General features: G+C 39.4%; 22 protein-coding genes and 1 tRNA gene. 6 read left to right on the forward strand and 17 right to left on the reverse strand.

Going from position 1 to position 21556, the window contains the following annotated elements; all coding sequences use genetic code 11:
- Nucleotides 1-22: 22 nt before the first annotated feature.
- From OFN67_RS03740 to rplU, 7 genes are all read right to left on the reverse strand, one after another.
- On the reverse strand, nucleotides 23-889 hold the full coding sequence (locus tag OFN67_RS03740; RefSeq protein ID WP_270864843.1) for a ParB/RepB/Spo0J family partition protein: 867 nt from the start codon (nucleotides 887-889) through the stop codon (nucleotides 23-25).
- Nucleotides 886-1668 (reverse strand): ParA family protein, encoded by a 783-nt coding sequence (locus OFN67_RS03745; RefSeq protein ID WP_270858378.1) that lies wholly within the window; start codon nucleotides 1666-1668, stop codon nucleotides 886-888. The genes OFN67_RS03740 and OFN67_RS03745 overlap by 4 nt, the downstream gene beginning before the upstream one ends.
- Nucleotides 1665-2300, reverse strand: a complete 636-nt coding sequence (locus OFN67_RS03750) for a biotin--[acetyl-CoA-carboxylase] ligase (protein WP_270868449.1) — start codon at nucleotides 2298-2300, stop codon at nucleotides 1665-1667. Before OFN67_RS03750 ends, OFN67_RS03745 begins: the two co-directional genes overlap by 4 nt.
- On the reverse strand, nucleotides 2291-3211 hold the full coding sequence (gene fmt / locus OFN67_RS03755) for a methionyl-tRNA formyltransferase (protein WP_270868450.1): 921 nt from the start codon (nucleotides 3209-3211) through the stop codon (nucleotides 2291-2293). Before fmt ends, OFN67_RS03750 begins: the two co-directional genes overlap by 10 nt.
- The gene (obgE, locus tag OFN67_RS03760; protein WP_270868451.1) at nucleotides 3208-4254 is read right to left on the reverse strand and encodes a GTPase ObgE; all 1047 of its coding nucleotides are present in this window, start codon (nucleotides 4252-4254) and stop codon (nucleotides 3208-3210) included. The genes fmt and obgE overlap by 4 nt, the downstream gene beginning before the upstream one ends.
- A 101-nt stretch (nucleotides 4255-4355) precedes the next feature.
- Nucleotides 4356-4613, reverse strand: coding sequence for a 50S ribosomal protein L27 (gene rpmA, locus OFN67_RS03765; protein ID WP_270858382.1), 258 nt, complete (start codon nucleotides 4611-4613; stop codon nucleotides 4356-4358).
- A gap of 10 nt (nucleotides 4614-4623) precedes the next feature.
- Complete coding sequence (gene rplU / locus OFN67_RS03770) at nucleotides 4624-4932, reverse strand: 50S ribosomal protein L21 (protein WP_270858383.1); 309 nt, start codon at nucleotides 4930-4932, stop codon at nucleotides 4624-4626.
- Between the two features lie 206 nt (nucleotides 4933-5138).
- Here rplU and OFN67_RS03775 point away from each other — a divergent pair, with 206 nt between their 5' ends.
- Together OFN67_RS03775 and OFN67_RS03780 are read left to right on the forward strand one after the other, a co-directional pair.
- Nucleotides 5139-5573, forward strand: coding sequence for a hypothetical protein (locus OFN67_RS03775; RefSeq protein WP_270858384.1), 435 nt, complete (start codon nucleotides 5139-5141; stop codon nucleotides 5571-5573).
- 91 nt (nucleotides 5574-5664) lie between these two features.
- Nucleotides 5665-6126 (forward strand): DUF411 domain-containing protein, encoded by a 462-nt coding sequence (locus OFN67_RS03780; protein WP_270862181.1) that lies wholly within the window; start codon nucleotides 5665-5667, stop codon nucleotides 6124-6126.
- A gap of 548 nt (nucleotides 6127-6674) precedes the next feature.
- Here OFN67_RS03780 and OFN67_RS03785 read toward each other — a convergent pair.
- The 6 genes from OFN67_RS03785 to rplM all read right to left on the reverse strand — a co-directional run bounded on the left by OFN67_RS03785 (nucleotide 6675) and on the right by rplM (nucleotide 10146).
- Nucleotides 6675-7268: a hypothetical protein gene (locus OFN67_RS03785; RefSeq protein WP_270868452.1), complete on the reverse strand. Its 594-nt coding sequence runs from the start codon at nucleotides 7266-7268 to the stop codon at nucleotides 6675-6677.
- 152 nt (nucleotides 7269-7420) lie between these two features.
- Nucleotides 7421-7494 (reverse strand) — tRNA-Gln (locus tag OFN67_RS03790).
- Nucleotides 7495-7501: 7 nt separating this feature from the next.
- Entirely contained in the window at nucleotides 7502-8152 is a 651-nt protein-coding gene (locus OFN67_RS03795; RefSeq protein WP_270858387.1) for an HAD family hydrolase, read from the reverse strand.
- Nucleotides 8153-8205: 53 nt separating this feature from the next.
- Nucleotides 8206-9210 (reverse strand): OmpA family protein, encoded by a 1005-nt coding sequence (locus OFN67_RS03800; protein WP_270868453.1) that lies wholly within the window; start codon nucleotides 9208-9210, stop codon nucleotides 8206-8208.
- A 118-nt stretch (nucleotides 9211-9328) separates the two neighbouring features.
- A complete protein-coding gene (gene rpsI, locus OFN67_RS03805; RefSeq protein ID WP_270858389.1) occupies nucleotides 9329-9718 on the reverse strand; it encodes a 30S ribosomal protein S9 in 390 nt (129 codons plus the stop codon).
- Between the two features lie 2 nt (nucleotides 9719-9720).
- Nucleotides 9721-10146, reverse strand: a complete 426-nt coding sequence (gene rplM / locus OFN67_RS03810; RefSeq protein WP_270868454.1) for a 50S ribosomal protein L13 — start codon at nucleotides 10144-10146, stop codon at nucleotides 9721-9723.
- Between the two features lie 317 nt (nucleotides 10147-10463).
- Between rplM and OFN67_RS03815 the strand changes: the two genes are divergently transcribed.
- The 4 genes from OFN67_RS03815 to OFN67_RS03830 all read left to right on the forward strand — a co-directional run bounded on the left by OFN67_RS03815 (nucleotide 10464) and on the right by OFN67_RS03830 (nucleotide 15112).
- The gene (locus OFN67_RS03815) at nucleotides 10464-12092 is read left to right on the forward strand and encodes an L-lactate permease (protein WP_270868538.1); all 1629 of its coding nucleotides are present in this window, start codon (nucleotides 10464-10466) and stop codon (nucleotides 12090-12092) included.
- Nucleotides 12093-12337: 245 nt separating this feature from the next.
- The gene (locus OFN67_RS03820; protein WP_270868455.1) at nucleotides 12338-13075 is read left to right on the forward strand and encodes a (Fe-S)-binding protein; all 738 of its coding nucleotides are present in this window, start codon (nucleotides 12338-12340) and stop codon (nucleotides 13073-13075) included.
- Nucleotides 13072-14499, forward strand: a complete 1428-nt coding sequence (locus tag OFN67_RS03825) for a LutB/LldF family L-lactate oxidation iron-sulfur protein (protein ID WP_270865878.1) — start codon at nucleotides 13072-13074, stop codon at nucleotides 14497-14499. The genes OFN67_RS03820 and OFN67_RS03825 overlap by 4 nt, the downstream gene beginning before the upstream one ends.
- On the forward strand, nucleotides 14492-15112 hold the full coding sequence (locus tag OFN67_RS03830) for a LutC/YkgG family protein (RefSeq protein ID WP_270858394.1): 621 nt from the start codon (nucleotides 14492-14494) through the stop codon (nucleotides 15110-15112). The genes OFN67_RS03825 and OFN67_RS03830 overlap by 8 nt, the downstream gene beginning before the upstream one ends.
- Before the next feature lie 28 nt (nucleotides 15113-15140).
- Here OFN67_RS03830 and OFN67_RS03835 read toward each other — a convergent pair whose 3' ends face one another.
- From OFN67_RS03835 to OFN67_RS03850, 4 genes are read right to left on the reverse strand one after another with little or no spacing between them, the layout of a single operon-like run.
- Entirely contained in the window at nucleotides 15141-18062 is a 2922-nt protein-coding gene (locus OFN67_RS03835; protein WP_270868456.1) for a RecB-like helicase, read from the reverse strand.
- Nucleotides 18055-20496, reverse strand: a complete 2442-nt coding sequence (locus tag OFN67_RS03840) for a PD-(D/E)XK nuclease family protein (protein ID WP_270868457.1) — start codon at nucleotides 20494-20496, stop codon at nucleotides 18055-18057. Before OFN67_RS03840 ends, OFN67_RS03835 begins: the two co-directional genes overlap by 8 nt.
- Nucleotides 20426-20962 (reverse strand): 4-hydroxy-3-methylbut-2-en-1-yl diphosphate synthase, encoded by a 537-nt coding sequence (locus OFN67_RS03845; RefSeq protein ID WP_270868458.1) that lies wholly within the window; start codon nucleotides 20960-20962, stop codon nucleotides 20426-20428. Before OFN67_RS03845 ends, OFN67_RS03840 begins: the two co-directional genes overlap by 71 nt.
- Nucleotides 20949-21548, reverse strand: coding sequence for a TPM domain-containing protein (locus OFN67_RS03850; RefSeq protein ID WP_270868459.1), 600 nt, complete (start codon nucleotides 21546-21548; stop codon nucleotides 20949-20951). Before OFN67_RS03850 ends, OFN67_RS03845 begins: the two co-directional genes overlap by 14 nt.
- Nucleotides 21549-21556 lie beyond the last annotated feature (8 nt).

The raw sequence follows: 21556 nt of genomic DNA on the forward strand, positions 1-21556 counted from the left end.
AAGATTAAAATTTAATATAATTTTAACCTATCTGTTTCATAAAATCTGAAATTTGTGAAATTTCGCTAAATTCTATGAGAATTTTCTTATCTTTCACGCTGATTTTTCCAAATTTGTTTAATTTTTCTTTCAGCTTCATAAGTTCTGGCTTAAAGGTTTGGAATTCTTTATGGTTGTTTGCAGTTTTGACATTTTCTTTGCTTTTTAGCTTTTTGATCAAATCCTCGGTCTCTCTGACGCTGAGTTTTTGCCCAGTGATTGTATTTAAAACCAAAATTTGCTCATCTTCGCTAAGACCTACGATGACCTTAGCATGGCCTTGACTGATTTTTTCCGTGCGCAAAGCATCTTGGAGCGGGGCTGATAAATTTAGCAAACGCATGGTGTTAGTAATTTGCGTGCGGGATTTTTTGATGATATCAGCCAACTCTTCTTGCGTGATTTTATACTCTTCGATTAGTTCGCGGTATGATTTGGCTAGCTCGATTGGGTTTAAATTCTCCCTTTGGATATTTTCGATTAGGGCTAGTTCGCGCATGTTTTGCGAACCAAGGTCCGCTACGACGGCTTTGATTTTGCCTAGACCTGCTAGTTTGGTTGCTCTTAGTCTTCTCTCGCCGGCGATTAGGACATAGGCGCCATTTTTTTCGATGACTACGATTGGCTGGATAAGGCCGTGTCTAAGGATACTCTCGCTTAGTTCGCGAAGTGCTTCTTCGTTGAAATTTAGCCTTGGTTGATATGGATTTGGCGAAATTTTATCCACATCAATTTCGATGACTAAATTTTCAGATTGTCCATCTTCTAGCTCTTTTGTGTATGCCTTTTCGACATCTTCTAAAATACTGCCTAAACCCCGTCCTAGCACACTTTTTTTGACCTTGCTCATCTTTTCTCCATTACTGCTTTTGCTAAATCCTGATACGCTAGCGAACCAGCCGATTTTTTATCATATAAAATTACCGGTTTGCCAAAGCTTGGGCTTTCGGCGAGTTTTACATTGCGTGGGATTACGACAAGGTTTTTGTCCTTGCCGATGTAAAATAGCTTTTCACCAAAATACTCTTGCAAATTCGCCACGGTTTCCTTGGCAAGGTTGTTTTGCGCAGAATACATTGTCGGCAAAAAGCCCCTGATTTGCAAATTTTTATTTATGGTTTGTTTGACGATTTTTATGGTATTTAGCACGAGTGCGACACCCTCTAATGCGTAAAATTCGCACTGGATCGGGATTATCACGCTATTGCTAGCTGCCAGGGCATTTACCGTGATACTGCCAAGCGTAGGCGGTGAATCGATAATGATATAATCATATATATCTTTTATCTCTTCGATTTTGTTTTTTAGGATTAGTTTGAAATCAGCCTCGTCTGCACTTTCGCGCTCGATACCCACCAAACCGATATTTGAAGGGGCTAGATCCATATACTCCATTTGTGTTTTTTGTATGACTTCGGAGAGTTTTTTGCGACCAGTTAAGACATGGTAGATATTAAACTCAAAATCGCTTCTGTTAAACCCAAGCCCAGTCGTGGCGTTTGCCTGAGGATCGACATCGATTAGAAGCACTCGCTTTTTTTTCATCGCAAGCGACGCGCTTAAATTTATCGCTGTGGTTGTCTTGCCTACACCGCCTTTTTGGTTTGCAATCGTTATTATCTCGCTCATCTTAAACTATAAATCCTCTTTTTGTTTATTATTATCGCCCCGTCGTCGCAAAGCTGCGCTTGCGAGAGTGGGACCTTTTCGCCCTCGATATGAGCGCAAAAATTTTGAGACAGGCGAAATTGTAACGAAAATTTACTAAAAATTTGCTTCCACGAGATTTTATTTTTGTATAAATTTAAAAACCCCTCCACAGCGTCTTTTGGAGTGATTTTTATGTCTAATATACCCGCAAATTCGGGCGCGCTAACTAGGTTTATACCTATGCCACAAACTAGGATATTTTTTATTTTTTTTGTCAAAATTCCGCCGATTTTGCGATCATTTATGTAAAAATCATTTGGCCATTTAAGCCAAATTTCAGAACCGCACGAAGCGAGAAATTCTCTCATTATCATCGCAAAATATATACTGCTCGATTGCAGTGGCACGCCCTCTGGCAAATCACTAATCTCCATGCAAAACGAAAACGCCAAATTTCCGCTTGCACTCTCCCAGCTATTTCCGCGTGAGCCCAGACCGCTACTTTGCGCCTGCGCCACTAGACAAAACGGCGCGCGAACGCTTCCATTTTTCAATCTTTCGATTAATTCGCTTTGCGTCGAGGGCAAAATCCCAGCAAATTCTATCTGCATAAAAACTCGCCCACGCCCAGGCGTTTGCCATTTATAAAATCACTCGCACTTATGGGCTTTTTGCTTGGTTCTTGCAAGGCCGTGATTTTAATCGCGCCCCTTTTGCAAGAAAGGCAAAATCCGTCTTTTTGGATACTTAAAATTTGCCCAAATTTATCAAATTCTCTGTCTTTGAAATCCTGCGCTAACTCTAAATTTAAAATTTTAAGCCCCGAGGCAGTGTAAATTCCAGGCCACGGAGTTAGAGCGCGAAATTTATTATAAATCTCGCTTGCATTCTCATTAAAATCCACAAGACCGTCTGATTTAAGGATTTTTTTGCAATGCGAAGCAAGGGCATCGTTTTGTTTAATAGGCGAAATTTGGGTGAAATTTTGCAAAACTTTGACAATCAGCCCCGCTGCTAACTCTCCAAGCTCGTCAAAAAGCTCGCTAGCCATTTTGCCCTCGCACGAAGTGCGGGCAAAACCCAGCATATCGCCAGTATCTAACCCCTCGTCCATGAGCATCGCCGTTACGCCAGTTTGCGCCTCTCCCGCTAAAATCGCGCTTTGGATAGGGCTAGCGCCACGGAATTTTGGCAAAATAGAAGCGTGCAAATTTATACACGGCGCAATCTCTAAAATCCCTTTTGGCAAAATTTGACCATACGCTGCCACGACGATAAAATCGGGTGCAAGCTCCCTGATAATGCGCTCATTATCGCCCTCGCGCAATCTATTTGGCTGAAAAATCGGCACGCTTTTTAAATTTTCCTGCGCCCAGATTTTCACGCTTGGCGGGGTTAAAATTTGTTTTCTACCCACAGGGCGATCTGGCTGACAAAATATCCCCACAATCTCAAATTTAGCCGCCAATGCCCTTAAAATCGTCGTCGCATACTCTGGCGTGCCCATAAAAACTATTTTCATTTTTCCTCTTTTTTCACAAGTTTAAATAGCTCAAATTTTAGCTCGTTTATACCTGCGCCCACAACGCTTGAAATCCCCATAACAAAGGCTGGTTTGCTCTCATCGAGCTTGCCAAACATTTCGTAATCTTGCCTTTTTTCATATCCAAATTCGCACAAAAATTCATCGCATTTTTCCTCAAAATTTTCGCATGCGTCAAATTTCGTAAGCGCAATCGCAAAGGCGCGCTTTGCGAGATCTGGCGAGAATTTTTCAAGCTCGGCGCGAAGTGCGCGGTATTGCTCGCCTAGGCTTCGATAATTTGCAAGATCAAGCATAAAAAGCAAAATTTTAGTGCGCTCGATATGGCGCAAAAATTTTAGCCCAAGCCCCTTGCCGTCGCTCGCCCCCTCGATGATACCAGGGATATCAGCGATGACGAAATTGCTAAACTCATCTACGCTAACCATGCCAAGCTTTGGCGTGATTGTGGTGAATTCGTAGTTTGCGATTTCGGGTTTGGCGTTTGAAACGACAGAGATTAGCGTGGATTTGCCGACATTTGGGAAGCCTACTAGTCCGACATCTGCGATGAGTTTTAGCTCTAATCGCACATTTTTTGCCTCGCCAGGAAGCCCTGGTTGGGCGTATTCTGGGCGCTGATTTACTGAGTTTTTGAAATGCACATTTCCAAGGCCCCCTTTGCCGCCCTTTAAAAACAGCTCCGTTTGCCCGTCAATCGTCAAATCAAGCAAAAGCTCGCCACTATCATCGTCATACACCGCCGTTCCAGGTGGCACTATGAGATATAGATCCTCGCCACTTTTGCCAGTTTTCTTGCGACCCTCGCCAGGCGCGCCATTTTGGGCTTTGAAAGCGCGTTTGCCCTTATAAAATGAGAGAGTGTGAGAGTTTTTATCTACTTTAAAAAATACATCGCCACCTGCTCCGCCGTCTCCGCCGTCAGGTCCGCCTAAAATGACAAATTTTTCGCGTCTAAAACTTACGCACCCTGCTCCGCCCTTGCCGGAAGTTACACTAAATTTTGCACTATCTATAAACATAACAATCCTTAAATTTAAAAACGGCAATTATAGCCAAATCGGTTAAAAATACTTTTTAAAGTGGAAATTTTAAGAAGAAAAGGGGCGAAATGCCCCTAAAATTACGCAACAGGATAAACTGATACTTGTTTGCGATTTTTGTCTTTGCGCTCGAATTTTACTACGCCGTCGATTAGAGCGAAGATTGTGTGATCGTTGCCAAGACCTACATTGCTACCTGGGTGAGTTGCAGTGCCTCTTTGGCGGATGATGATATTGCCAGCTCTAACAAACTCGCCACCGAATTTTTTCACACCTAAGCGGCGTCCGATACTATCACGGTTATTTTGGGTTGAACCTTGACCTTTTTTGTGTGCCATTAGCTATCCTTTATGCGTTGATTGCGACAACTTTGACGCGAGTGTATTGGCGTCTGAAACCGCGTTTTAATTTTGAGTCTTTTCTTCTGCGTTTTTTGTAGATTACGACTTTTTTGTCTTTACCCTCTGTAACGACCTCTAAAACCACCTTTGCACCCTTAACAAATGGCGCACCTACCTTTAACTCGCCGTCATTTAGCGCTAAAACTTCGCTAAGTTCGACTTTACTTTTTGGCTCTGCTGCAAAATGATCTAGATTTAGGTAGTTTCCCTCTTCTACTCTATATTGCTTGCCGCCGTGTTTGATGATTGCATACATCAAAGCTCCTTAAAAATTTGGTAGCCAAAAGGGCATTTGCATTGCAAAATTTAATAGCCCGATTTGGTAATAAACTTAGGATTTTATCTTAAATTTTATAAATTCCTACTGAAACACATAATAAAATTTAAGATATTTGCAGTTTTAATTTTAAACTAAACATAAATGTGATACTATCAGCCTGAATTTATTTTAGGAGAATTTAGATGAAAAAATTAGCTGCGATAATCCTTTTATCCGCTATTTTCACAGGCTGTTCTAACTGGAATATAGCCAACCAACCAACCGGCGCACGCACTCAAAGCGCTTCTCAAACCACTGCCCCAGCAAATGAGCCAAGCATAAGTGGCGTGACAGACAAAGTCCAAGAGGTCTCAAACGACACCGTAGAAATGGTCGAAGAGAACCTACCAGATGCAAGCACAACCGATGCCGTAGTCAATAAAAGCGATGCTTTTCATATCAACCAAGTAATTTCAGCGTGGAATAAACAGCCAGATTCTATCCGCACTACCGCAAACAACGGTAATATCTACACTTGGAAAAACTACAAACCAGGTTGCGATGTCTCTTTGACTAGCGATTCTGAGGGTTATGTCCCTAAATCTGCGATCTCATCAGCAATCTCAAAATGCTTATAATCCACCTTCCTTGCCGAATTTGGCAAGGAATTTTTAAAATTTAATCTTTTGTCATATAATCGCCACAATTTTTGTAATCAAAGGATTTATAATGAATAAAATTTTACTCTCCACAGCGCTTTTTGGCGTATTTTGCGCGAATTTGCACGCTAGTAATTTCATCGAAATTTATCAAGGCCTAACCTGCGAGTGCTGCCACAAATGGTCGGCTTATCTGCGCGAAAATGGCTTTGAAACCAAACACATCTACCTAGACGATGAAGCTTTTATCCAAAAAAAATACGACGAAAAAGTCCCATTGGAGCTTGCTAGCTGCCACACTGCGCTGATTGATGGCTATGTCGTCGAAGGCCATGTCCCAGCAGGCGAAATCCGCATAATCCTAAATCAAAAACCAAGCGATATTGTAGGAATCGCAGTTCCTGCCATGCCACTAGAAAGCCCTGGTATGGAAGTTGGCGCCGAGCCTGAGATTTACGATGTCATCGCAATCAAAAAAGACGGCACCACAAAGGTCGTCGCCACATACAAAGGCAAGGAAAAAATCAAATAAAATTTGGCGAAATTTAAGGCAAAAATTTACTCAATCTATCTTTGCAAAGAAATGCGAAGCATTTCCGTAAAAATAAAACTAGCTAAATTTAAAAAGCAACGCTTTTTAAATTTAGCCACTTCTAGCGTTTTACAGGGGTGGGGGTTGGTAAGGGGGAGGGTAGCGTCTCGCAAAAAGCGCGCCCTCCCCCTTACAAGAAATTTCACGGCGCAGGTTAAATTCAAAAAATCGTTCAATGCAAAATTTAGGTTGAATTTTACTCTGAATTTTACTGGATTGCTTCGAAAACTTCGTTTTCTCGCAATGACAGCAAATTTAGCGCAAGGAATTTCAAAGTCGTAGATTGCCACGCCGTGCAAAAAGCGTCTTGACGCTTTTTTTGGCTCGCAATGACAAATTAAAGGTGCAGAAATTTCTTAAATTGCCACGCGCGCGGTGCGCACTCGCAATGACAAATCAGACAAATTCGAGGCAGTGTTTGCGAAAATATAAAATTTAGCAAAATTTGGCGAACGCAAATTCGCCAAATTTCAGGGTTACAAGAAGTTTTAGTTAAATTTATAGTTGTATCCAGCATATCCGCCAAATGTAGATTTGTCGAAATCTGGCCAATCGCTAGTGCCGTTGTGCCATGATTTATCAGCCTTGATACCTGCTTCGAACTGACCAATCTCGCTATCTATGATAAGTCCCACATGGCCGCCGATGATGAAGCCTTTTTGAGTTTGGCTATCGCTAAACTCGCCATCGCTTAGGCTGACTTTTAGCAGCGAAAGACCCATATATGGGCCAACGGCTAGTTTTAGGTTTGAGCTAAGCGCTGGCGTGTAGTCTGCGCCTACTAATAGCTCGTGTCCGCTAAGCTCGCCTTTGGCTAGAAGGGTGTTATCCATATAGACTTCCTCTGAATACTTTGTGTTGTAGTTGTATTGTGAGTAAGCTCTAAAATCGCCGAAATCATAACCGCCCTTGACGCTGATTACGCCTTGTTTGACGCTATCTAGTGAGCCGACATCTGAGACATCTACATCGCCAGCGAAGTTGTATCCGCCACCAATACCGATAAATGCGCCCTCGTCTGCGAAGCTGCAAGCGCAAGCCAAAGAAGTTGCTAAGAAAATTTTAGCCAAATTTGATTTCATAAAAATCCTTTCGAAAAAATTTTATCCAAATTTCAAACTCAGATAAATTTCGTCATTATACCCCCCCCCTTAAAAAAATCTTAAAGTATGCTAAAATGGGGGCTTTGAAAGGAATTTCATAAAAATTTTGGAAAATTTGTGGAAGTAAAATTTGGATGGGCTAATAGGGGTCGAACCTATATTCACGAATCCAGAGTTCGTTGTCCTGCCATTAGACGATAGCCCAAGGGGAATTATAAATTTTGTTTGATTAAACTCACCGCTGCATAAGCGTTTTCGCAGACAAACTCGCAGTGCTTTCTAAGCTGCGCCTCATCGCCATACCCACACATTACACCTACGCTACGCGCTCCGGCGTTGCTCGCTGCTAGTGCGTCTAGCTTCGTATCGCCCACCATAAAAACGCTCTTATCCACAGGCAAGCCTAATCCCTTCATCGCGTTTATAATAGGCTCGGCGTGCGGTTTGACATGCTCTACATCTTCTCTGCCGATTATCACGCTGAAAAACTCGCCAACGCCAAGTTTGTCTAGCAAGAGTTTAGAGAATTTCGATGTTTTCGTGGTAACCACGCCTAAATTTGCAAATTTAGCACCAAATTCCACAGCTTCGTAAGCACTCTGCAAAAGCGTGGTTTGATCTAGATAAATTTTGACATATTTTTCTTTGTAGAGCCTTACATATTCGCTCGTATCGCCCACTACACCAAGTCCAGCGAAAATTTCATCGAGTGGATAGCCGATTAGTTTTTTGATTGCTTCATCATCTGGGCAAGCCTCGCCCATTTTAGAAAAAGCATAAGCAAAACCCTCCAAAATCGCAGAGGTAGAATCTATCAAAGTCCCGTCTAAATCAAATAAAATTGTAGTGTTAAATTTCTGCATTTTTGTAAATAAAAAAAGCGGAGCCTAAGCCCCGCTTAAAATTTTTAGAAAGATTATTTTCTAAATTTAGCATCAACGCGTCTGTTTTGAGCGCGGCCTTCTTTTGTAGCGTTTGTAGCGATTGGTTGAGACTCGCCATAGCCTACGCTAGAAATTCTAGCAGCATCAACGCCGAAGTTTTGCAATGCGCCAGCAACAGCAGCTGCTCTTCTCTCAGATAGTTTTTGGTTGTAAGCATCTGAACCAGTGCTATCTGTGTGGCCTTCTAGGATTACGCTGTAATCTGAGTGCTCATTTAGGTAGTCGCTTACATTTTTGATTTCGCTCATGTATTCATCTGAAATTTTTGAGCTATCAGTAGCGAAATTTACGCCTAGGTTTAGTCTGATTACTTTTTCGCAGCCGTATTCATCTACAACTACACCAGCAGCTGTGCCTGGGCATCTGTCCATATCATCGCATACGCCGTCATTGTCTGAATCTACGCAGCCAGTTGCAGCAGCGTCAGCGAATCTTTTACCGAAATCAACAGCGAAGCCAAGTGTGTAGAATAGAACATGGTTGCCGTCTTCGAATCTGATAGCGTCTCTTGCTTCAAGTTTTGTAGCGAAGTTTCTTGTGATGTAGTATTTCATACCTAGACCATATTGCCAGAAACCGCTGTCTTGGTCGCCGTCATTATATACATCTTTGCTATAATCCATATAACCAACACCAGTTAAGCCATATAGTTTGAAGTTGTCAGTGAAATTTACTAAATCTTTTACCAAATTGATGTGGTAGTATTTAGCGTTTGGCTCTTTGCCACCATTTCTGTGAGCAAGGTCCTCTAAACCGATATCGCGAGAATAGTCAAAACCTAACTCGATTTGATCGATAAATGAATCTTGAAGGTTTTTAGCTAGGCGAAGACCTGCCATGAAATTTGAATCCAAATCCATGTTACCTTCGTGAGTCATGCCACCGATTGTAGGAGTAATCTCCCAGTGATAATCCGCATCTGTTGCAAGTAATGCACTTGATGCACACAAGCTTAGTGCAAGTAAAACTTTTTTCATTAAACATCCTTTCGAAATGAATTTAAAACTTTTAATTATAGTAAATCTTTTTTTAAAATTTTTTAAAATTTTCCAATTAAGTTTAAAAAAACCTTGAAAAATAACAGCCAAAACCCTATTATCTTTTTGAGAATTGTGGGCTTCTGCGCGCTTTTCTGCGACCAAATTTCTTTCTTTCTACTGAGCGAGAATCGCGAGTTAAAAGACCTTTTGGTTTTAGAGCTGCTCTGAAATCCTTATCCATAGCTGCAAGTGCGCGTGAAATACCGTGGCGCAACGCCTCTGCCTGAGCTGAATAGCCACCGCCTAGTGTTTGAGCAGTGATATCCATAGATGTCTCTTGTTTTGTAACTAAAAGTGGTTGAATAACCTTTAATTTAATAGCTTCGTGACCGCCAAGCCAAGTATTTAGGTCCATACCATTTACAACCATTTTACCGCTACCTGGTTTTAACCATACCTTAGCTACGGCTGTTTTTCTTTTGCCTGTTGCGTAAATTGTTGCCATAATTATTTTCCTTTACTTGTTGTTTGCGCTGTATGTGGGTGCTCGCTACCCTCATAAACGAAAAGCTTTTTAATCATTGCTTTACCTAGTTTTGTTTTAGGAAGCATACCGCGAACTGCAAGTTTGTATAATTTAGCAGGATTGTTTTTCAACATATCCTCAAATTTAACGCTTTTTAGACTTCCAAAATACCCTGAATAGCTATGATATAGCTTATCCTCGCCTTTGTTTGCACCTGTAAAAACTGCTTTTGAAGCATTTACGATAATGACATAATCGCCACAATCAACATTTGGTGTGTAGCATGGTTTGTGTTTGCCGCGCAATAAAACTGCGACTTCGGTTAGCATTCTACCGAATCTTTTGTTGGTTGCATCAATAACAACCCAGTCGCGTTTGACTTCGCTAGGCTTTGTAATTTCTGTCATGATTTCCGCCTTCTTTAAAATTTTGAAAAATGGGATTTTACAGAAATAACCTTATAAAAAACTGAATTTAAGTAAAATTTAAAGAATTTAAGTTTTTTAGGGCAAAATTTGGCGAAATTTTGACACCTTAAATACATTTTCTTTAAAATTTTTTTAAAAAATAATTAAAGTATTCTTTTTTATTTATTATTTATTTATTTTTGTATAGACTTTCGATTTGAGAATTATCAAAAGATAATCTAAATTTATCTTGCAAAGGAGATCTAACGATGCATACCTTGCTGGCCTTTTTACCTATTGTCGTCATTTTGGTTATGATGATAGGGTTTAAACTTAGTTCTAAGCTCTCGCTTAGTGTTGCCATGTTTTTAGCGATTGGTATAGCTCTGTCTGCGTTTAGTGTAAATGCCGATGGCACCAGCGTTTTGGCGTATGTGCTTTTGGGCTTTATGAAGGCGTTTGATATCTTAGTCATCATTTTTGGTGCTATTTTGATCTTAAACACCATGAAATACTCAGGCGCTATGAACTCAATCAACAACGGCTTTACCAAAATTTCAACTGACCGCCGTGTTCAAGTATTGATTATTGGTTGGGCGTTTGGTGCATTTATTGAGGGTGCGGCTGGTTTTGGAACACCTGCTGCTTTGGCAGCTCCGCTTCTTGTCGGTCTTGGTTTCCCAGCTCTTGGTGCAGCTCTTGCATGTCTGGTTTTAAACAGCTCTCCTGTTAGTTATGGTGCGGTTGGAACCCCTACATTTGGTGTTAAAACTACCGTTCAAAGTCTTGTAGAAGGAAGCGGTGGAAATATAGATTCATATATCACTACCGTTAGTACAAACACTGCTATTATCCACTCAATAGGTGCTATTTTTATTCCTTTTATCGTTGTTATGATAATGGTAAAACTATTTGGTAAAAACAAAAGCTTTAAAGATGCTTTCCCTGCATTGCCATTTGCATTGCTTGCTTCTTTAAGCTTCATAGTTCCTTATTTGATAGCTGCGAAATTTTTGGGTATTGAGTTACCATCGCTTCTTGCTGGTCTTATATCTCTTGGTATTCTTATTGTAGCTGCAAAAGCCGGATTTATGACACCAAAAGATAATTGGGATTTCGTTCCTCGCGCACAATGGCAAGAATTTTGGATAGGTTCAACTCAGGCTTCTGAAAATGCACCTAAACAAGAAGAGAGTAGCAAAAAAGAGATGCCATTGTTTATGGCTTGGTTACCATACATCCTTATTTCATTTATACTAGTTGTTACTCGTATTCCTGCAATCGGATTAAAACCAATTCTACAAAGCTGGAAAATAAATCTATTTACTGCTCCTGATAACTTGATGTTTGGTGTCCCTGGCACTGCATATAGCTTCAACTACGGCTATTTACCAGGTATTATTCCATTTATTTTGGTTGCTATCCTTACTATATTCTTGCACAAAATGAGTGGCAATGATGTAAAAGAGGCTTGGAGCAAAACTTTCAAACAAGTTGCAGCAGCAGCAATTCCACTAGCAGCTGGTTTGGCTTTGGTTCAAATCATGTTAAATGTCGGCACAACAGTCGATGGAACTAACTACTCTATGATTAAGCTTATGGCGAAATTCTTTGCTGATATTTCAGGTCAAGCTTATGTTGCTGTTGCGCCACTAGTTGGTATTCTTGGAGCATTTTTCTCTGGTTCAAACACAGTATCAAATATGCTCTTCTCAGGTCTTCAATACGAAACAGCTACGCTTGTTGGCTTAAAAACCGAAGTTATTGTTGCACTTCAAAATGTTGGTGGTGCTATCGGTAACATGGTTTGTATCAACAATATCGTTGCTGTGTGTGCGACTGTTGGCTTGCTAGGTAAGGGTGAGGCTAGATGTCTTACTTACAATATAGCCCCAGCAGTATTTTATGCAATAATAGCCGTTATAATCGGTGTGATATTGCTATAAATTTTATAAGTGAAATTCTATCTTTGTGGATAGAATTTCACTATTTTTTATCCTGTTTTTGCGCTTAAATTTTAAAATTTTCAAATTTTTCTTTTTTTAAACTTAAAAAATGTTGTAATAAAAAAATTACATTTCATTTTAATTATAATTTAATGTTATTTTAATCCAAATTTAATACAAAATATTCCAAAAGCGTGATAAAATAACTAGTTAAATTTAAATTTATTCGAGAAAGGAGAATAAAGGTGAATAAGGTTTATTTTTTTGCAACCTGTCTTGGCAACGCGGTTTTTACCGATACCGCTTTAAATGCAGTTAAGCTTTTAAGAAGAGAGGGTGTAGAGGTTATTTTCAAAAAAGATCAAACTTGCTGTGGCCAGCCAAGCTACAATACAGGTTATTTCGAAGACACTAAAAAAATAGCCCTATACAATATCAATCTTTTTAGCGAAAATTATCCTGTTATCGTTCCATCTGGTTCGTGTGCTGGTATGATGAAGCACGATTATGTCGAGCTTTTCAAAGGCACAGAATACGAAGGAAAAGTCAAAGAATTTAGTTCTAGGGTTTATGATTTGTGCGAGTATTTAGACAAAGTTTTGCATGTCAAATACGAAGACAAAGGCGAAAAAGTAAAAATCACTTGGCACTCGAACTGCCACGCTTTGCGCGTCCAAAAATCAATCCAAAACGCTAAAAATTTGCTAGCTCAATTCAAAAATGTAGAATTAATCGAGCTTGAAAGAGAAGAGGAGTGTTGCGGATTTGGCGGAACTTTCGCTGTAAAAGAGCCTGAAATTTCTAACGCTATGGTTCAACAAAAAATTAAATTCATAGAAGAAAGCGGAGCTGATTATATCGTTTCAGGTGATGGCGGCTGTTTGATGAATATCGCAGGAACTATGAAAAAAAATGGTTCAAGAGTAAAAGGTATTCATCTATATGATTTCATAATCAAAAGAATTGAAGGAGCAGCGCTATGATGAATCATGAAAATTTAGTAAATCAAAAGCTTGCTGACAAACAACTAAGAGCAAACCTTGACTCTGCAATGCACACTCTTCAAGGTAACAGAAACAGACTTAGCACTACAAAATTTAAAAATTTTGATGAGTTAAGAAGCAGAGCAAGAACCGTTAAAAATAACTCTCTTGCGACACTTGATGAAAGACTACTCGAATTTGAAGCAAATGCTACAAAAAACGGCATGAAAGTGCATTGGGCAGTAAATGGCGAGGAAGCAAACGAGATAATTTATCGAATTATAAAATCTCACAACGGAGATAAAGTTCTAAAACAAAAAACAATGGCTAGTGAAGAAATTCACCTAAACCACTATTTAGAAGAAAGAGGCATCAAAGCCCAAGAAACCGACCTTGGTGAGTTGATTATCCAATTAATCCAAGATCCGCCTGTTCATATCGTCGTCCCTGCGATTCACAAAAACCGCAATGAAGTCGGTAAAATTTTCCAAGAGCGCTTAGGTGCGCCATTAGAGAGCGAACCTGAAAAACTAAATGCAATCGCTAGAAACCACCTAAGAAACGAATTTAGAACGATGAAAATCGGAATTTCAGGCGCAAATTTTGGTATTAGCAAGGCAGGAGCCATTTGGTTGCTAGAAAACGAAGGTAACGGTAGAATGTGTACCACAGCCCCTGATGTGCATATCGTAATCTGTGGTATAGAAAAAGTTTTAGAGACATTTGAAGATGTAGTAAGCGCTCACTCGCCTGTTACTCCATCAGCCGTAGGTGCGCCTATTACTTGCTATAACAACATCATCACAGGCCCTAGAAAAGAGGGCGAGTTAGACGGTCCAAAAGAAGTCCATGTTGTCTTACTAGATAACGGTAGAACCGATATGCTAACAAATGAAGAATACTTCGAAGCTCTAAGATGCGTTAGATGCGGTGCTTGTATGAACTACTGCCCTGTTTATGATAAAATCGGCGGTCACACATACCACGCTGTATATCCAGGACCAATCGGCGAAGTAATCAGCCCACAACTTTTTGGTATGGAAAAAAATGCAGATATTCTTAATTTCTGCTCACTTTGTGGTAGATGTAGCGAAGTTTGCCCTGTTAAAATTCCGTTAGCAGAGACAATCAGAAAGCTAAGAAGCAATAAAGTCGGTGAAGGTAAGAAAAAGGCAAAAGGCTCTGATTTGCTAGAACACAGCAAAATCGAAGCAATGGGATTTGCTGGATTTAGAACAGTTGCTACAAATGGATTTATGTGGAGAACTGGAATTTCCATAGCTTCTAAATTCTCAAATTTCGTAGTTAAAAAGGCAGATTCAATCCCTGTGGTAAAACTATGGACAAGACATCGCTCAGCACCTGTCTTAAAAGGAAATCTACACGCAGATATCCAAAAAATCGAAGGAGTAATCTATGAGTAGCAAAGAGACAATTTTAGCTAAAATTAGGTCAAACAGAGTAGCTAAAAGAACAGAAATCGAACCACTAGATATAACCAAATTTGTCGAAAACGAAGGCGATAAATATGAAAACTTTAAGACAAATTTGACAAACAATAAAGCCGTTGTTCATGAGACAGACGAAAAAGGACTTCAAGCGCTAGTAGAAGAGATCGTCAAAACAGTCGGCGCAAAAACAGTTATGTTTGGTTCAGATTTGCCAATTAAAACAGACAAATTGCAAGCAGAAAAATTGCCGTTTGACAAACCAGTAAATGAGATAAGAGAAGCGCTTTTTGATGCGGATACTTCGATTATTCAAGCAAAACTTGGCGTTTCAAACTTTGGCGTATGCTGCGTAGTTAGCTCAAAAGCACAACCAAGACTTCTTAGCTTGCTTCCGACAAACTGCATTATTTTACTTAGAAAAAATGCCCTTGTAGAAAGCTTAGATAAAGCCTTAGCAGAGGTTACAAAAGATGAGTTGCCTACAAATATCAACTTTATCATGGGACCATCTCGCACCGCAGATATCGAGCTTATCACAGTTCTTGGCGTGCATGGACCACGAAATGTCCATGTAGTGCTATACTAAAATTTAACTCCCATTTTGGGAGTTAAATTTATTCTTTTACCTCTTCGATTTTTACAGAATTTTCTAAAACCACGATAAATGTGCGAACACTCAAATTTGGATTTTTGCTTGATAGGATTAAATCTTTTTTGTATGATTTAATCTGTTTTTTGTTTTTTTCTAAAAAATACGGAGAGCTTTTGTAGTCAAAAAGCAAAACCTCATCATCTCTAACGCACATCAAATCCACCCTAGAAACTCCGCCATTTTCCCGTTTTATCGAAATTTCTTTGTAAACTTCGCACCCTGATATGTATGATAAAAACTCCTCATTAGCGCACAAGCTTTCGACCTTTTGCCTAATCTCATCAAAATCGCTCGAATCCAAATATTTCGCGTAGCGATTTTTTGCCAAATTTAGCGCACTCTCCAAGCTAGAAATCTCAAAATCATCGAGCATTTCAAGCGTGTAGTGCAACGCCTCGCCCTTATAAACCTTGCTAAATTCCGCCACGACAGCCCTATCGCTGGCTCTTTCATACTCTGTGATATTTTGTTTCGCGACTGGTTGTAGATTTATCTTTTTTGGTTTTTGCACTAGCGCTGGCGTAACGCTACTTGGTATGATGTAGCCATACTCAAAATCCTCGATTTCTAAAAATTTCTTATCCACTTTATTTGAAGTATAAGGCGTAAAATAGCTAGGATTGTTTCCGTTTAAAACACCGCCTTTTTTTACGATTATCAGCGATTTTTCGGCTCTTGTAAAGCCCACATATAGCTTGTTGAAAACCTCAGCTCGTTCCAAATTTTCGCTATCTTTTTTAAATTTTGCATACTCTGCATCGTAAATTTCTCTATTTGTCATGCGGTATTTTATGCGCCACTGCCCGTCGTAACCTAGCATAAATTTATCCCTATCGCCGCCTCCTTTGCTAAGCAAATCGCACAAAATCACATGCGCAAATTCTAACCCCTTTGACTTATGCACTGTCATAATCTTGACCCCGCTAAGCTCCTTGGCATAGGCGTCGCTGTTATCATCTGCGAAAAGATACTGCGCGAAGCTATCATACTTTTGCAAAATTTCAAAAAATATGAGCAAATTTTCATCGCCAAAATTTAGCCCCAAATTTTCAGCGATTGTCTTAGCTACGCTCACAGGCTCATCACTTAGCGAAACTGGGCTAAATTCTAGCTTGTCGCTTAAATTTAAAAGCGATTTTATATTTAAAGCGTGAATTTCATCTTTGCTAATTAGATACTTCGCATACTCGCTAATCGCCTTAACTTGGGGCGTAGCAATTAGTTTTTTCGTAGCGCCGGTCGATGATGAAATATTTTTTAGCGACAAAAGCTCTTGTATCTTTGCTACATCTTTATTCGTCCAGCACAAAATCGCTATATCGCTAGGGCTTACACTATGCTCTTTAATCAAGCGTATAGCCTCGCTTACGGCGCCCTCGCAAACATCTTCGTATGTCTTAGCGCAAATATAGCCAAAATCGTCGTCATCTGGCGTAAAAAACGATAAATTTTTATTTTCTTTTGGGAATTTTAAAATTTTATCTAAAACCTCTGCGCTAAATTTGCTCTCATTAAATTTATTTGCTTCTTGCGGTTTGTAATCGTATTTTTCGCCCGTTTCTTCATTTGCCACCAAATCCCCAAAAATCGCATTTACGAATCGAACCAAAAGCTTTAAACTGCGATAATTTTTTGGCATAGTTTCCAAAACTATTTGATTATGCCTATCTTTGAGCGAATCGAAAAGCTCCTTTTTTGCCCCGCGAAATTTATAGATACTTTGCTTTTTATCGCCCACATAAAAAAGGCTTCCTAGCCCACTTTGACCGAGCCCAGCGACGATTTCATCAATCAAAGGAAGCATGATTTCATACTGCAAAACGCTGGTGTCTTGAAACTCATCGATTAAAAGGTGCTTGATTTTCGAATCGAGCCTAAAATAGAGCAAATCATTGTGCTCTCCAATCTCGCCAGTTTTGCAAAACAGCTCATGCACGCCCACGCTAACATCAGAAAATGTCATCTTAGCGCTTTTTTTACTAAGTTCTTTTTTGTTTTGCGAGTAGAAATTTAGAAATTTTGCCAAAGATGAAATTTGGTAATTTTCAAATTTTATCGCATATTCAAGCATTGCGCGTTTTAAATTTGCAAATGCATCATCTAAATCAGGCGAAAAAGCCTTAGCAAAAGTTCTGTAATCTAAACTTGGTTTATCAAACCACGACCTGCCACTTAATTCGCTAATATTGTTAGTTTGCAACATAAAATTTAGTTGTTTATCGCTCGCTTTATTGCGCACTAAAATTCCGTGCATACGGGCTAAAATTTCATTGATTTCGTCTAAATTCGGGGCTTTGCTTTGGCTAATATCTGCACTTATTCCATTTTCCCACAGCTCGCTAATGCCCTCAAAAAACGCTTGTTTGTTTAAATTTGCATCGTTTATATATTCATACATTTTGCCCGATAATTCATCGTTTTTGAAAGCTTCTTTGATAAAGGCGTCATTTTGGGCTTTTAGTATATTATCGTCGTTTTGAAAATTTGGATTAATCCCCGCATTTAGGGCGAACGCGCGCAGTATTTTGCCAAAAAACGCATCAAAGGTCGAAATATTTAAAGCGCAATCCATAAATTTCGCCAAATGCTCATCTCTAAGGCGCAAAATTTCCTCTTTTTCCTTGCTCAAAAGCACGCAAAGCGCGTCAAGCTCAGCCTCTTTTTGTGGCGTGTGAAGCAGCGAAAATGTATCGATTATACGCACCTTCATCTCAGCGGCCGCTTTTTTAGTAAAGGTCAAGGCCAAAATTTCATTTATATTCTCGCCCAAAAGCACGAGCCCCACAAACCTAACCGCCAAAGAAAATGTCTTTCCACTACCCGCACTAGCTTCAAGCGCTAGATATCTTGCGTCCTTGCCTTCATTTGTTTTCATCTTAATCATTGATTTCGCCTTTACAGATTATTTTATACGCGCAATATTTGCATGCACCGCTCTTGCTCGCGCGCTCAAAGCTGATTTCGCTTTCGCAAAGTGCTCTGATTTCTTCAAATTTTTCAGATAAAATTTCAAATGCACTTTTTCCGGCATCATCTTTTTCGTTTTCATCGAAAGCGAATTTTTTATCCCTTAGCGAGAGATACGCAGCCTCCATTTCATCATCACCCAAAAGGGCTTTGTAGAATTTTAGCTGCATTGATTTGGCGTTGTAATCGCCTCTTTTGTAATCAATAATAAATCTATCGCCGCTTTCGTTTGTGTCTATGCGGTCGATTTTTCCGCTAATTGTGGCAAATTCGTTAAATTTAACGCCGTCAAAATTCGCCTCACTTTGCGCAAAATTCCACTTTTGTTCATGTTCAACTATGGTTTTAGCCAAAAATTTAACCCTGCATAAATCATAATAAATGCTGTAAAAATCGACATTTTTTTTCATAGCCTTTTTAAGGTAAATTTCCACAAATTTTGCGTAGTCAAATTTAGGGTATTTAGCGTAATACTCCTCAAACGCCTCGTGCAAGATATTTCCCATAGAAGCGTTATCCTCGCCAAATTTCAGCCCCTCTTTGATATTTAAAATATATGAATAATAATACTTTCTTTTGCATGTGCTAAATGTATCAAATCTAGCGTGCGAAACAGGCTCGGCAAAAAAATCGTGCTCCATCTTTGGCGTAAAATCGCTAAATTCTGGCTTTTCATAGATTTTGCCATTAAAAATGCGCAAATAATCTTGCATGCTAAACTCGTCCATATCTTCTTGCGTGTTAAAATTTTTCAAAAACCTAGACGGCGATTTTTCCGCCATGTCGTGGTAGCAAATCGCTACTTTTTTCGCGCCAAAAATCAAACAAGAGTAATAAAACCTCTGCAAATCCTCCCTGTCTTTGTGGCTAATTAGCCCAGCCTTGGCCCGAAGAGTGCTGTTTAAAAACATCTCGCCCTCACTTCGCTTTGGCACAAAGTCATCGTTGAAATCAGGGATTATCACAGCCTCAAAGCTTGCGCCACGACTCTCCAAAAGCCCCATTACGGTAACCTTTCCGCCATTAATATCATCGAGTTTGACATTTTTTAGCTCGCCAAGGAAAAGATCAATCAAATTTGATAGCGTAAGGTTTTCGCCAAATTTTTCGTTTAGAATTTTGATTAAAAATTTTGGCGATTTTAGCTTGTTTGCTAGGGCATCGTTTTTGGTTTTGACTGCGCGCAAAAGCTCATTTATACAAGCATCAAAAACTTCAAATTCTACGCTTTTGTTGAAATTTTCTCTAAATTTATCAAAAATTTCTTCACTAATCCCAGCCTCTTTAAAAAACAAATCATACTCGTTTGGCAAATCCCGCGGCGTATCTTTGCCTAAATTTAGATATTGTGGATTGAAATTTGGCCTTATGTTTTCTTTAATGCACTCTGAAATTTTAGCCAAACTCACACCAAATAGGCTATCTCTGACACTTTCGCCCATAGCAAAATTCAGCATTGGGGCGTTTTTGTTAATTTTTTCGTCCAAAGCTTTAAGGGTTTTAGCAAATTTCTCATCAGGCAAAATTACTGCGATTTTTTCCGGATTAATTCCAAGACTAATAAATTTTGAAATTTTCTCAAAAATATAGCAAGCCTGCAAAGCCCTAAGCTCAAATCCTTTTAGCACGATTTCGCTATTTTGCGGGATTGGCGCAGTGTAAGACTCTAAAATTTTATTCTCGCTTAAATTTAGCTTGTAGCTAAATCCGCTCTCAAAGTTAAGCCCACAAAGCTCGCTAATACTACGGAGCGTTTTTTGATTAAATTTACTTGCCTTAAAATTTAGATAAATTTGCGTAACCTGCGAAGCTCGCTTTAAAATTTCAAACTCAAATTTACTCGGATTTCCGTCAATATCAATCTCAATGCTATCAAATCTTTTTAGATAATTTTCGTTTAATTCATAAATTTGCGGAAGCGTGATTTCATCGTAGCTTTTAGCGTTTTGCAAAAAATTTTGGTAATTTTGCAAAAGCTCTTTTAAGATTTCGAAATGTTCGCTGTATTGCGCGTAAGTATCGCTAAAATCGAGAGTTTGCAGGCTCACCTTTTCGCTAGCAAGCTCTTTGAAAAATTTAAACAGATAATCTTTGTGTTGCATAAATTCGAAAAATTCACTTGGGAAACGGAGTTTTTCATTTGCATTTTTGGTATTTTTGACGGCCTCTTGCATAAAAAGTGTGCGCTCGATCTGCCCGCACTCATCAAAACCATTTACAAAAACCGCCTTTTTGTAAAATTCGCTTAAACTTTCGGCGAAAACTATTCCGCCCTCTGCCCTATTTACGGCCTCCTTCAAGGATCTGTAAGTCGTAAATACCCGAAGTTGTTTTGGTTGCGTTGAATTCAAATTTGTAAAATCCTGTGTCTATGGAATCTGAAATTTTCGCCATTACCTGCCACCTGCCAAGCTTTTCGATACTAAAATTTTCGCTTCGTAACGCACCATCTAAAAACTGCGTATTAAGCCTTTTATCAAAAGTCGTGCTATCTGGTCTAGTGAGTAAAATTTCGGCTGAGATTTTATCAAATTTGGCATTATTTTTCGCTTTTATCGGCAAATTTAGGCTAAATTTTTCTGTATTTTGCGGATTTGAAATTTCAAAATTTACCTCATATTTTTTTTCGAAATTTTGCTGTTTTAGCTGGATCTCATTGTAATTCTCATCGACTTTTTGGTATTTATCGAAGTAAAAATTATCGCTATGCACCGGATAATCTAGCGAGAAAATTATCGTCGCTACGCACGCTGCGATGATTGCTACTATGCTAAATGCGATACCGTAGGGCCAGAGAGTTTTTTTATTTTGCACCATTTTTTCTGCCTTTTTTGTATAGATATGAGCCTAGCGCGAAAATCAGCGTCGCGTAAAAAATATAGCGCAAGAAATTTATGAAATTGTTGTTTGTATTGCCGATAGAATTCTCCAAGCTCACACCCTTTGAAGCGGCGATTTGGTCGCAAATCTCGGCATATCCGTTTAAAAGCGCAGCGTTATAAACGCCGATTTTTTGGGTTTGGTTTAGATCTTTTTTTTGCGAGGCGATGATTGGGATTATACGCCCATTACTTCCCACACTTAAAATTTGCTCTCTATCAAAAAGCGCTAACGCCTCAGGCGAGCCGTAAATTTCAACCTTATGCTCGGTCTCGGCAAAGACTAAAAGCGCATAAGGCGAGCTTAAATTTGAAGCGAAATTTAAGGCATAATTTTCTAAACTCTCATCTCCAAGGCTCTTCGTGGCTAGAACATAGACGCCTACGCCAGTTTTATCCTGCGTCTCAGCGCCTAGAATTTCGATTTTTTCTGCAAGCATAGGCGTGATAATCTCGCCTGTGTTTAAAACAAATTTTGCCTGCGCTAAAATGCACAGGCAAAAAATCGCAAAAATTGCTCTCATCAACCGAT

This window comes from Campylobacter sp. JMF_11 EL3 (genome assembly GCF_027736965.1).
Lineage (GTDB): Bacteria > Campylobacterota > Campylobacteria > Campylobacterales > Campylobacteraceae > Campylobacter_B.